The organism is Aurantiacibacter zhengii (assembly GCF_003584125.1).
Lineage (GTDB): Bacteria > Pseudomonadota > Alphaproteobacteria > Sphingomonadales > Sphingomonadaceae > Alteraurantiacibacter > Alteraurantiacibacter zhengii.
This window is the reverse complement of sequence record NZ_QXFL01000002.1, coordinates 18,082-29,919: the sequence shown is the minus strand read 5'-3', so window position 1 is coordinate 29,919 and position 11,838 is coordinate 18,082. Positions and strand designations below refer to the sequence as shown.

14 protein-coding genes are annotated in these 11,838 nt (G+C 65.2%); 3 read left to right on the top strand and 11 right to left on the bottom strand.

Features of this window, described 5'->3' with window-relative positions; genetic code table 11:
• Positions 1–11: 11 nt before the first annotated feature.
• Genes D2V07_RS03855 through D2V07_RS03840 form a run of 4 tightly spaced genes read right to left on the bottom strand, consistent with a single transcriptional unit; the run spans position 12 to position 3,072 of the window.
• Positions 12–686 carry a hypothetical protein gene (locus D2V07_RS03855; RefSeq protein WP_119584978.1) on the bottom strand — a complete coding sequence of 225 codons (675 nt, stop codon included), beginning with the start codon at positions 684–686 and terminating at the stop codon, positions 12–14.
• A gap of 12 nt (positions 687–698) precedes the next feature.
• Positions 699–947 carry a hypothetical protein gene (locus tag D2V07_RS03850; RefSeq protein WP_119584976.1) on the bottom strand — a complete coding sequence of 83 codons (249 nt, stop codon included), beginning with the start codon at positions 945–947 and terminating at the stop codon, positions 699–701.
• Positions 948–949: 2 nt separating this feature from the next.
• Positions 950–2,485 carry a hypothetical protein gene (locus D2V07_RS03845; protein ID WP_119584974.1) on the bottom strand — a complete coding sequence of 512 codons (1,536 nt, stop codon included), beginning with the start codon at positions 2,483–2,485 and terminating at the stop codon, positions 950–952.
• Complete coding sequence (locus tag D2V07_RS03840) at positions 2,482–3,072, bottom strand: hypothetical protein (protein ID WP_119584972.1); 591 nt, start codon at positions 3,070–3,072, stop codon at positions 2,482–2,484. Before D2V07_RS03840 ends, D2V07_RS03845 begins: the two co-directional genes overlap by 4 nt.
• A 1,147-nt stretch (positions 3,073–4,219) precedes the next feature.
• Here D2V07_RS03840 and D2V07_RS03835 point away from each other — a divergent pair.
• The 3 genes from D2V07_RS03835 (at position 4,220) to D2V07_RS03825 (ending at position 6,098) form a co-directional block, all read left to right on the top strand.
• The gene (locus D2V07_RS03835; protein WP_119584970.1) at positions 4,220–5,224 is read left to right on the top strand and encodes an ArdC family protein; all 1,005 of its coding nucleotides are present in this window, start codon (positions 4,220–4,222) and stop codon (positions 5,222–5,224) included.
• Positions 5,225–5,340: 116 nt separating this feature from the next.
• Positions 5,341–5,619 (top strand): hypothetical protein, encoded by a 279-nt coding sequence (locus D2V07_RS03830; RefSeq protein ID WP_119584968.1) that lies wholly within the window; start codon positions 5,341–5,343, stop codon positions 5,617–5,619.
• Positions 5,620–5,630: 11 nt separating this feature from the next.
• Positions 5,631–6,098 carry a hypothetical protein gene (locus D2V07_RS03825; RefSeq protein WP_147366902.1) on the top strand — a complete coding sequence of 156 codons (468 nt, stop codon included), beginning with the start codon at positions 5,631–5,633 and terminating at the stop codon, positions 6,096–6,098.
• Here D2V07_RS03825 and D2V07_RS03820 read toward each other — a convergent pair.
• The 7 genes from D2V07_RS03820 to D2V07_RS03790 are packed head-to-tail and all read right to left on the bottom strand — an operon-like array spanning position 6,095 to position 11,799.
• Complete coding sequence (locus D2V07_RS03820) at positions 6,095–6,994, bottom strand: DHHA1 domain-containing protein (RefSeq protein ID WP_147366901.1); 900 nt, start codon at positions 6,992–6,994, stop codon at positions 6,095–6,097. The genes D2V07_RS03825 and D2V07_RS03820 overlap by 4 nt on opposite strands.
• Positions 6,995–7,016: 22 nt before the next feature.
• Positions 7,017–9,014 (bottom strand): hypothetical protein, encoded by a 1,998-nt coding sequence (locus D2V07_RS03815; protein ID WP_119584962.1) that lies wholly within the window; start codon positions 9,012–9,014, stop codon positions 7,017–7,019.
• Positions 9,011–9,538, bottom strand: coding sequence for a hypothetical protein (locus tag D2V07_RS03810; protein ID WP_147366900.1), 528 nt, complete (start codon positions 9,536–9,538; stop codon positions 9,011–9,013). Before D2V07_RS03810 ends, D2V07_RS03815 begins: the two co-directional genes overlap by 4 nt.
• Entirely contained in the window at positions 9,535–10,161 is a 627-nt protein-coding gene (locus D2V07_RS03805; RefSeq protein ID WP_119584958.1) for a hypothetical protein, read from the bottom strand. The genes D2V07_RS03810 and D2V07_RS03805 overlap by 4 nt, the downstream gene beginning before the upstream one ends.
• Positions 10,161–11,267: a DUF7146 domain-containing protein gene (locus D2V07_RS03800; RefSeq protein WP_119584956.1), complete on the bottom strand. Its 1,107-nt coding sequence runs from the start codon at positions 11,265–11,267 to the stop codon at positions 10,161–10,163. The genes D2V07_RS03805 and D2V07_RS03800 overlap by 1 nt, the downstream gene beginning before the upstream one ends.
• Complete coding sequence (locus D2V07_RS03795; protein ID WP_119584954.1) at positions 11,267–11,506, bottom strand: hypothetical protein; 240 nt, start codon at positions 11,504–11,506, stop codon at positions 11,267–11,269. The genes D2V07_RS03800 and D2V07_RS03795 overlap by 1 nt, the downstream gene beginning before the upstream one ends.
• Positions 11,503–11,799: a helix-turn-helix domain-containing protein gene (locus tag D2V07_RS03790; protein WP_119584952.1), complete on the bottom strand. Its 297-nt coding sequence runs from the start codon at positions 11,797–11,799 to the stop codon at positions 11,503–11,505. Before D2V07_RS03790 ends, D2V07_RS03795 begins: the two co-directional genes overlap by 4 nt.
• Positions 11,800–11,838: the final 39 nt, after the last annotated feature.

The window sequence follows — 11,838 nt, the reverse complement described above, 5'->3', positions numbered from 1 at the left end:
CCGCCCGCCTGTCACAGAACCACGTCGCCTTTCAGCTCGTAGGTAACGCCCGGCCCGATCAGCAGGACGCCATCACCGCGCGCACCATGCACCAGCAGCCTGCCGTCCGTCTCCAACGCATACCCGGCAAGGCGATAGGGGGCACCGGCCTGCGGTCCGATCACCGTCATGCTGTCCACCTTCATGGCCAGGCGGCCGAAACGATCGCGGGCGAAGGCCTTGGCCGAAAGGTTGCGCGGCGCGAGGCCCGCAATTTCCGTGCCGTCTTCGTCCAGGAACACCAGCTGGATTTCGTCGGCCGCGTCCAGCGCTGCCAGCATTGCGGTGGTTTCCGGCCGCTCGGCCTTGTCGAACGGACCGACCTTGCGCGGGCGCGGGGGCAGCTGCGCTTCCACCGCTTCCAGGTCGTTGCGCGCGCGCGTCGTCTGGCCCTTCTGCGCGGCGAGGCTGCGCTTGGTCGCCTCCAGCTCGTCAACGATGCCCTCGGCTTTCGGTCGCAGCTCGATCAACAGGCGATTGGCATGGTCCGTGGCGCTTTCTTCCGCATTCAGCGCCGCCACTTCCATGTCAGGCGCAAGCACCGCCACCATGGCCACCACCTGCTGCAAAACCTCGGAGCTGTCCGCTTCCTGCGTCTTCGCCCCGGTCTTGCCGTTATCGCTATTTGTTCCTGTTTTCGTGTTCATAATCGTATCTCCTTAACTGCCACTCACCACCCGGCCGACGCCGGAACCCACTTCCGCGCCGCCCGCGCCTGTCACCATGTCGGCGGCCGCACCGCGACGGCGGCGGAAATCGTCCTGCGCCTCGGCTTCCTCGCGCGCGCTGTCGCGCTGCACCGGGCGCGGCAGGCGCTTCTGCTTAGACTTGCCAAGGCCCAGCAGCTTCGCCGCGCCGCCGAACAGCAGCCCGCCAATGCCGGGCAACAATCCACCAAGAAAACCCATCGTCATGCTCCTGTAAAAATGTCGAAATCGCTTTCCACCACGAACTTGGAAGGGTCGAACTGCGGCAGGCCGCGCAGGTCCGTAATGATGTGATCGCCTTCCAGCGCCGCATATTGCTCGGCATCGCAGATGTGGGTGTAGGCGGTATCGGCAATGCGCAGGTGCCCGCGCGTCTCGCCGTCCTTCATGTCGCCTTTCATGTAGCGATAGCCGCCTAGGTGTCCCTTGATCAGGTGCTTGCACTTGGGGTCCACCGCATAGCCGCCGCGCTCGTCCAGCGCCTGCCAGATCGCGCCGTTGCGCAGGGAAGGGCTGTTGCTCTTGGCCTTGTTCAGCCACAGGCCCAGTGCCTTGCGAACCTGGCGCACCCAGTCCATGTTCTCGTCTGCGTTGTCCTGGGCCTTCCACGCGGCCGGATCGCAGACCACGCGCACGTATTCGGGATGCACGTCGGGGAAATTTTCGTTCAGCACGTAGCGCACGAATTGTCCGAACGCCTTGCCGCCCACCTTGGCCAGCGTGCCGTTCTCGCTGAACAGCACTGCCTCACGCAGCGTGCGCAGCCCGCCTTCGGGCGTGCGCTGGCAGAACGTCGCGGCCGCGTTCAGCCCCTGGTCCATGCCGATTATCAGCATGGATTGCTTGTCCCACTCCAGCGGGCGCACGTGATCCTGGTAGTCGAACTGCGGATTGACAGGCTGGCCGTGCCGCATCGGCACCGGCTTGTTGTCGATCATCCGCGCCACGTAATCGGGACGGCTCTTGTTGAGCGCGGCCTGCACCTGGTAATAGCCCTTGGGCAGGTTGTGCAGGTTTTCCGCGTCGGGCTGGCGGCCGCCCGGCTGCACGAACACTTCCATCAGCGGCCGGTCGCCCAGCAGCTCCAGCAGCTCCGGCGTCTCCAGCTCCTTGATATCGCCTTCCATCGCCAGCTCGTACACCCAGTTGTCGGTGTACGGCATGTTGAGCGACAGGATAATCTGCGGATCCACCATCTTGCTGGTATCGGTGCCGCCGCGACCGACACGGCCGGAAAGGAAGGCCAGCAGGTCGGGCGGCTGCAAGTCGGCCTCGTCCACCATCACCGCGCACACCTGCCAGCCACGGCAGGCTTCCTCCACGCTCCGGTCGCCAATCGCGCGAAACTCTATCTCGAAGTCGCACACGTCGTTCGGCTTGCCGGTTTGCGGATCCACGCCCAGGATCAGCACCAGCTTGTGCGTGTAGGGCGCCTTCCAGGTAAACTTGCCGTGCGCTTCCGGGTGGATATCGAACCAGCTGGGCAGCGTGTTCTTCTCGATGTTCGGGTAGGTTTCACGGATCACGCCCACGCGCGCCTTGCGCCGATAGACGCCCTGCGCGTCTTTCTCGCCGCCCTGCTTTTGCCCCACCTTGCGCAGCGCCCGCAGCGCGGTTATGGTCTTGGCGGAGCCGACCGGGCCGATAATGATTTTCAGGAACGCCCGGCTTTGCAGGAACGCGTCCGATATCGGCCCCGGCGAATTAAGCCGCTTGATCTGCAAGTCGCGGGTGGTCATTCGCCGCGATCCTCGCTGTCGTCGTCCATCGCCACGCCCACGATCCCGTCGATCGTCACGCCAGCCTGGTCACGGTGGCCGCCCACTTCCTCCACCAGCATGATCCCGCGCACGGTCGCGTCGACCGAAACGGGTTTCTTCCCGTGGAAATACGGCATCATGGTTTCCGCCGCGCGAATGCGCATCGCCCGCGCCTCGGCGTAGCTCATTCTTTTTTTCGGTGGATCCAGCTGCCGCGATCGCGCGATCATCGCATCTTCGCTTTCCCCGATTATCCGCATCAGCGCCACGCCGGGATCCGGCCCGAATTGCGACAGGTAGTTTACCGTGTCGTCGGTGCGCCGGTTCTTGCTGCCGGGTTTGCGGCCCTTGCGCTTCTCGCGGGCATGGCGAAGCACGCTCATGGGTCCGGCGCATGGCCCCAGATCTTCCTGGGCTTCGGCCGCTTCCTCGGCCGTCAGCGGCTCCAGCAGGTGCAGCTGCTCCTCTTGTTCCTCGGTCGCAGCGTCGTCCACAAGCGCCTTCGTCTCGGCCGCGAGAGCGGCGAGGGCTGCTTTTCCACCGGGTTCTGGCGCGTCAGTTGACATCGGGCCTCCGCGCTCTAGCGTAGCCCATCCCGACGCAGCCGATCTCCAACGATCTCAGGCCGCCTCCCCGACCCGCCGCGCGCGGGCTGGATTGGCTCGATCCGGTCCACCCAACCCCGACCCGATGCTGGCACTCCAACCTTGTCGCGCCATTTTCCGCTGCGCTTCATCCCGAAATGCTTCGCAGGGGCGATCCGCGCCCGTTCGGAAACGGGATCCAAATGCCGACACGGTAGCGCGCGAGCATCCTAGAGGACGCGCAGCGGCCGATGGGGGCACAGGGGGTCCGCCTGGCCGCGCGCGCCCATCGACGCCGCGCGCGAGGCCGGAAACCTTATGCGGCAGTGGCCTAAGCGCCTGAAATCACAGGCACTATCGGCACCCTTCCAACATCACCCTTCCAACATCGCACCAGCTCTATCCGTAAACGCCCGCTCGACCAGCACCCCAGCAGGCGCGCGCGCCCAGGCAAAAACCCGGAAACTTTCGCCGGTCGCCCCATCATCGGACCCCGAAAGCGGCCACCGTCGACCAGCTCGCCACGATCGAGGCCCAGCTACCGGCCAAACAATGCGCCTGGACGAGCTGCACCAGGCGAAGCGCAGCACGGTTGCAACGTGCAACCACTTTGCAACCGCTCCACAACCACTAACCATCTGACAGACAACAGAAAGGTTGGAAGGTTGCAGGGTTGCAGCATTCGACACACCCCATACGCGCGCGCCTACACCCACACAGGCGCGCGCGTATGGCCACCGACGAACAGCCGCAACCGCACAACCAAGCGCGATTGTCCAGCGATAACAAGAGGATAGAGGTTGCCAGATGGTTGCAGCAAGGTTGCGGGTTGCAACCATCCGAACCCGATGCGCAGCCGTCAATCTGGAGCGACCAATTACTGGCACCGCCAACGGGCCGGGGTCAAGCACAATCGAGAGACACGCGCGCCAGGCAGTCAGAATGAGCGCCCGCGCACCGCAATCGCTACGCGATCGCTGCGGCCGCAATCTTTGTTAGGCAATGGCGGAAATCCGCCATTGCAGGAAAATCACCAGGCCGGGGTTGACAGACTTATTAGAACACGTTTATAGGATCAATTACCGCAAGGGCATCAGGCCCGGCGAAGGGTTAGAAAGGACCGCACACAATGGCAAAGTTTGACACCTACCAGGAAGTGACCGACCGCGTGATTGCCGCGCTCGAAGCTGGCACCAAGCCATGGGAAGCCGGATGGGACGGCGCAGGCAGCTTGCAAGAGCCGCGCCGCGCCAACGGCCTGCCCTATCGCGGCATCAACGTGCTGCTGCTGTGGATGGCCGCCGCCGAAAATGGCTGGAACGGCCAGCACTGGGTTACCTTCAAGCAGGCGAAGGCCTGCGGCGCGAAGGTCCGCAAGGGCGAGAAAGGCACGCGCATTGTCTTCTTCAAGCAGCTCGACGTAGAGCGCGAAAACGACGCGGGCGAAACCGAACAGGCCCGCATTCCGATGCTGCGCACGTACACCGTCTTCAATGCCGACCAGGTGGACGACCTGCCGGAAGGCATCGCCACCGCGCCGATCGCACCGACACCGGGCCTGGAGCGTGACCAGGAACGAGAGGACGCGCTGCGCAGCTGCGGCGCGCGCATTACCGAGGGCGGCACCCGCGCGTTCTATCAGCCGGTTGCGGACTGCATCACCATGCCGGACTTTGAACGCTTTGCCGATGGCGGCCAGTACCTGGCAACACTCGCCCATGAGCTTTGCCACTGGACCGGGCACAAGAGCCGCCTGGACCGCAACCTGACGGCGCAAGGCCCGTTCGGCTCCCCCGGCTACGCGCAGGAGGAATTGGTTGCAGAGCTGGGCGCGGCATTCATCGGCGCGCGCCTCGGCATCGCTGGCGATCACATCGAAAACCACGCCGCCTATCTCGGCAGCTGGCTCAAGGCGTTGAAGAACGACAAGCGCCATATCTTCAAGGCAGCCGCCGCCGCGCAGCGCGCCGCCGACCTGGTGCTGGAAAACGCGGGAGACATTGCCAGCAACGCGAAGCCCGCCAGCCTGGAAGGCCGCGAGGACGCCGCACCGGCACCGGCACCGGCCAAGCCTGCACCGGCCAAGCCTGCACCGGCACCGGCAGCACAGGAGCAATTCCAGCTCGCCCTGTGACGGTTGCGAACGCGGCCGGGTTTCACCAGTTCGGCCGCCATCGCAGGCGCCACCAGGCACCCGCAACACAAGGCCAGGGCACGAGGCCCGGCCAATGGTCAAAGAAAGGACCGACAATGGCTTACGAGGTAATCAAACACAGCGCGCGCGGCCTGCACGATTGCGGCGCATACATCGAAACCGGCCGCGAATTCGATACGTACCTGCGAGCGGCGCAATATGCCATGACAGTTGAATTCTGCGCTCTAGGTACCCTCCACCACGGCCGCAGGATCCTTTGCAGCCCAGCACCGGCCGGAACCGTCACAGACAGCGCCAGCTTTGCCGCTTGGTACAACGAAAGCCAAGGCCACCGCGCCGACGCTTTCCCCGTTCACGCAGTGGAGGCGCGCTAATGTCCTGCTGGATGATAACTAACGCGCACGCGGACCTGCTGGCGACAGCCTACGTGCAGCAAAACCCCGATGCAGACCCGCAAGCCGTGGGCCATGCCATCCTGGTGGAGAACGCCCGCGCGGTACGTTCCACCTATGAGGACCGCCACGGCGCGGCCGCCGATGGAGAGGCCCAGGCGCGGCGCTACCGCTACCGGCCATGGCGCGGCAACATCGAGCCGGACTTTCTCCACGTGCAGGCCTGTTGCGCCAATTACCAGTGCAGCGACGGGCTAGGGTTCCACACCACCTTCGCGGGCGAAGTGATTGCCCGGTTGATAATCCGCACAGGCGGCTTTGAGCGTGAAATGCCGGAAGGCTACCCCTGGGGCGTCGATTGCCACCCGGAGGACGGCCCCGCGCTGAAAGCCCAGCTTGCCGCGATGGAACGCACCGCGTCCATTGTCGAACAGCTCAAGCTCAACCTGGAATGGAGCTAAGTGCGAGGCACCTTGAAGCCCGCCGCGTTCCGGTGTCCGCCGCCGCCAAACTTTTTGGCGATGGCGGACACGTCTGCGCGATCGTCGCGGGAGCGCAGCGAATAGCTAACGGAATGCTCGCCGCGCACGATCGCCGCTGCAAACTCCGTATCAGGCCAATCGCTCAATAAGCGATGGCCCACATCGCTGGCCAGTCCATACGGGCAGTCAACGCCCATGCCATATTTGCCGTCAATCACGACGCAGACAGCGCGCTCGCAGATCTCGTCCACCAGCTGATCGCGGTACGCAGCGATAGCGCGGCCGATCTCGATAAAGGCATCAATATCGCGGTCGACTTCATCCCAGCGGTCGAACGCGGCAGGGCCGCTCGTAAGCGCCAGGTGCAGGAACTTGCCGCCGTCACCCAAAGCGAAGCGCCACAGGTCGCGGTCTTGCACCAGCGCCACCAGAGGCGGCTTTTCATCGTAGGGAAAGGCAAAATCCCAAGCGAGGCCTGCGCCGCTGCGCTCCATATCGAACAGCGCGAGAATAGCAGGATAGCCGTTCTTTTTTAGATCCGCACACATCGCGGCCACAACCCGCGCCTTGAAACGCTCCGGCTTTTCTTTGAAGCATCGGAACGGCTCTAGATCCGCAGCAGCTGTCTTGTGGTGGTCAAGGACGATGATCGAGGCAGCGCCGTCCGTCGCCAGCGCGCGCAACTGTTCTTCCGGGAATGAGAAGTCGACAATCAGCACATGCTTGCCGTCGGCGTCGATATCGGGGGCCATGCCATAGTTTCGGGCTACGTAGTCAGGCGCATTGCCCCACCGCTTCCAGATTGCCCAGGCAGCGGTAAAGCCGTCCATGCACTTGTCATGATAAATCACGATATCGGGCGCGTACTCACTCATTTCCGTTTGCTCCTGCACTCTATCAACCCTCCTGTCCGTATTCCTCGGCCCATGCTGCGAACCATGCAGCGTGGGCCTTTTTCTGGCTCGCGTTCGGCAGCTCGTCTTCGTCCAGCACCAGGTACAGCGGCACCAGCACCGCGCGCTGCGTACTGTACCGGAACTTCACGGCGGCAACGCTTTCGATGGCGTTCTCGCAGCGGCCCAGCGCGCGCATGTGGTTGCCTTCCTGCCAGGTCGTAGGGGCGAACAGGCGCTTTACCGCGTTGTGGCTGGCGCTCACCGCCAGAAAGCCGGGTTCTTCATGGTTGTATGCCGCCGTGCCCCAGCCACCTTGCCCCTTGTTCGCGGCCGGGTTCCACTTGGCGTTCACGATCTTTAGCCCCAGCTCCTGCAATCGCCGGTCGGCGTTCTCGTCGCCGGGCCGTTCATCGCTGGGAAGCAACGGGGCCATGGCATAGCGCACGCCGCCGCCTATCCACGTGCCCAGCGTCACCCTTTCGTCGCCGCCGCGCGCCTGCACTTCCTGCGTCATAAGGTGGCTAAGGCACAGCATGTCGTCGCTGTCCTCGTTGCTGATTTCGGCCATGCGCTCCGGCCTGCAATGGTCGGCCCAGTGCTGCACTTCCTCGTCGTCGGCCGCGCCGTTGCGGTCAAAGATCAGCGCGTCGGCGCACGCCAGCAGCCAGCCAAACTGGTCGCACGCGCGCGCGTCGTGCCCGGCCGCCTGCAATCCAGCGTGAAACTTCGCCTTGGTCGCTTCCAGACGAAAGAGCTGGTCCAGCATCCGGCGCTGCAACTTGCGGCCCAGCTGCGGCAGGTTCCAGTCCGCCAGCACCAGCGGCTTGGCATCCTTGGGCAGCTTTTTCAGCTCGCAGATAGCCAGGCGGCTGCGGTCCTGCGGTTTCAGCGGGGGCGGGTTAATCATGCTCATCCAGAACACGCTGCGAAGGGTAAATTCCTTCGTCTTCTGCTCCGCGCTCGATCGCGTGATCTTGCCGCCGCTCGATGAAACGCGCGCCGTCTCGATAACCTCGATCACGCGCCGACTGTCCACCTCGGCTTCCAGCTCGTCCAGCATCACCGGCACGGTGGAATTGAGCAGGCTGGAACGGATCGCGGCCGCGCTGGTGTTGTCGGTGCGGAATTGCCCGGCACCCAGCAGCTGGTCCAGCACGCCGTTTTCACCGTTCAGTGTCGACTTGCCGGTGCCCCGGCTGCCGGTAACGATGATGTTGGGGCGCCAGGGCAGCCAGCCCCCTATCAGGCTGGCACCGATGGCACCCAGCACCAAGCGCGGGTCCAGCGTCTTGCGCTTCCAGTTCCACGTTCCCAGCAGGCTCACCAGGAATTTGCGCGCCGCTTCCGGTTCCACCGGCTCGTGCCACGGCCGGGGAATGGGAGACTTGGCGGTGTACACGTTGTCTTCATGGCGGCCGGGATCGCGCCAGGTCCAGCGCTTGAACTTGCCGGTGGTCACGTCATGCTCGCTCGCCATCAGCTTGTCGCCGCAATGCAGCACCATGCCGCCGCCGCGCTGGCGATGGGCACCGGGGCCGCGCATCTTGCCAGCGGGGTCGAAAATTCCGCGGTTGGAACATTCCTCGATCAACGCGCGCGAGGCCTCGGCCTGGTCGAAGCCCACGATCTGCGACGGCCGCACCATCCTGCGCGCTTTGCCGGTGCCTTCGTACACCGGCTTGGAATACTGCGGAAAGTTCGCCTCCAGCCAGTCGCTGGCGCGGCCGAACAGGGCAATCAGGCTGTTCTTGCCGTGGCGATGCCCGGCTTCCAGTCCCACCAGCTGGCCGTTCACGTCGAGGTAGAAACACACCTGGCTGCCGTCCAGGCCGCTGGCAATGCCCAGCGGCGTCACCGGGCAGCCGGGCGGGAAGGGCGGCCGCTCGCGCTGCTCCAGGTCGGCCGTATGGTCGCCCGCCTCGGCCATGGTCGGCGCGTCCTGCGGATTGTCCAGCGCCGCGCCGATTGCGGCAATGCCGCCTTCGCCAGCGCTGCTCATGGGTTCCTCTTGACGACGGCGCGTACGAGGCAGGGCAGCCGCTCGATGCGGGCCGGATCGGCGCGCAGCCAGCGCAAATAGGCTTGCTTGGCGCGGTGGCCCTGGTCGGTCAGGCGCACGACGCGCAGCGGCGACGGCACGGCGGGATTGATCGTCTCGCTTTCTGCCAGGCCCATGTCCAGCAGGCCGCGCAGCGTGTCGCGGCTCACCTGCAAGCGCGTCACCAGGTAATCGTCCAGCACCGGTAGGGCCAGGTCCAGCAGCAACAGCGCGCGCAGCTGCGCGGCCGAGTAGGGCGGCTTCACCGTGACCCGCATTGTTTTCATCCCCCTGATCCAGTCACAAAGATTGCGCGTCACCCGCGCGTTCGGCGTGCGGCCGTTCTTCAGGTCGAACACCAGGCGGGTATCGTTCGCCGCCTCGACCCCGATCCGGGTATAGGTCAGCGCCGGATAGCGCTGCATCAGGGTGGCAATCTCTTGCAGCAGCGCGTGGCGGTCGGCGTCCCTCGCAAGCAACATCAATGCAGCTCCTTTTTCAGCGGGCAATCGCCTTCGATGCAGTCTTTTCCGAACCAGGCGGGCACCGGCCCGGTACTGTTCGCGCCCTTGCCACCACACCGGCACAGCGCGGTTGCGCCGTCGAACCGGCGCGGGGCCGGGGCCGAGCTGGGGGTGTCCTTGACGGACAGGCGCACGCTTTCCTCCATCAGGCTCTTTGCGCCCGATAGATCTATGCGCCGTCCGTTCGGCATGGGCCTGGTATGGTTGCGCGGTTGGCAGGCTTTCCGGGGTACACGCCCTGAGACTTCCACCGGCCCCTTTGGTCCTGCTGGAGCCTGCCCTTCGCAGCCGCCCGCGCTGTCGGCTGTTGAATTCTCCGGTGGAAGTATTGGGTTGTTCTTTCTTGGTCCCTCATGCGCCGGGCGCGGGCGTCCGCCCGCTTGGCTCGTCGCATTGGCTCCGGCGCGCGGCTGCGCTTGCGGCGCTTCGCGCCGTTCCGGCTCTGCCTCGACAGGTTCGGGCGCGGGATCCGGTTGCAGCTGCTCGATCGCGCGCGCGCGCTTGGCCTTCTTTTCCAGCCTGGCCTTGCGCTTGCGTTCCTCGCGCTCGTAATCGGCCCAGCTCCAGGCGTACTCCTTGCCCACTATGCTGCCTCCCCGCGCGCCGCGCGCACCCAGTCGTTGATATCCTTGATGGCCTGCCCGCCCACGGTGGCCGGTGGCATCACCAGCTGCACCCGCAGCCCGCGCGCCTGCTGCGCGGCGATGGCGCGCTCCAGCGCAGCCTGGGCTTTCTCGCCCTGGTCGCGGTCGGCCACGATCACCAGTTCGCGCACGCGCTCCGGCAAGATCAGCGCGCCGATGTTGCCCAGGTCGATCGCCGCCACGATCCGCTTGTCCGGCCGCAGCCCGCGCACGCACAGCGCGTCCTCGATCCCTTCCGTGATATAGACAGGCTCGCCTTCGGGCATGTCGCGCATCGACTTGCCGCTGCTGCCCTGGTGGATGGGGATGAACCCGCCCGCCTTGTTGCCCAGCATCATCTTGGCCGGTTCGTGGTCGATCTTCCGCCACGCGCCGTCCCGCTGCGCCAGGAACGTGCGGTGCGTCCCGATCTGCTCGCCCTCGGCGGTGAATACCGCGCCCAGCATGGCCGGTGTCTTGATACCCAGCGGCTTGTACGTGATCGCCTCGACAAAGCGCAGCGAACCGGGCCAGGGCTTGGCACCGGGCAGCGCGGGGATCTGGCGGCCCAGCAGGTATTGCTCCGCCCCGGTGCCGACAATGGGCACGCCATGCAGGTACAGCCGCTTGGCATTGCCCGCCTTCTTCGCGCGTTCGGCCGCCAGCCTTTCTTCCTGCGCCCGCGCGCGCTCCTGCGCCTCGCGCGCCCGGCGCTCGCGTTCCTCCGGCGATAGCTCGGTGCGCTGGCCCGGCCGGAAATCGTCCTCGATCCCCAGCACGCTCTTGGCCTCGGCCAGCGCCGCACGCATGTCGCCACCGTGCTGCGTCAGCCGCAACAGGTCCAGCAGGTCGCCCTTTTCCTCGTCCCGGCTCGCCGCGTTGCCATGGTCCTGCCAGTGCCCCACGGCCGGGCCTTTCAGATAGACGGCCAGGCTGGCGCTGCGGCCGGTGTCGGCAATGCCGCTGGCCATCCAGTAATTGCCCGAACGGTGCCCGTTGGGCAGCAGGCGCGGCGCTTCTGTCTCGGCCAGCTGGTTGTAACGGTCGGCAATCTCGGAGACTTCCATCACCGGCTCGCCTCCTGCTCGGCCGCATGGCGTTCAAGCGCAGCGTGCTGGCGTTCACAAACTCCGGCGTACTCTTCCAGCTCGGCCGCAAGGCTGCGCGCTTCGGCAGGTGAGAACTCGAATTGTTCCAGCTTGCCGGGCGGCGCGCTGACCAACACCAGCACGCGCCAATCGCTTTCGCTGGATCCATGCTGGCCAGCGGGCGGCCGCGATCCGACAATGGCAATCCCGCCAATCACCGCGCCGCTCCCGCAGCCTTAACGTATCCTTCATCCTTTGATTTCAAACGGTTGTTCGGGGTAATTGGGGAGGGTACGGAATGACGGCAATCGTCGTCGTTTTTTCCACAGTAAAAATCGTCGGCGGTCACTTCGCCGCCCGTCACGTGCTTGATACGCGGCATGAACGTGGCGCTGGGAATGCGGCGGCGTCCTTCCCAGTCGAACCACACCTGGCGCGACGTGCCGACGCGCTGCGCCGCCTGGGCCAGTGTCAGGTTGTTCGCCAGTCGCCATTCTTTAAGGGGGTGCATCGCGCGCTCCGGTGGTTGGACAGCCGGTGTAAGCGATAC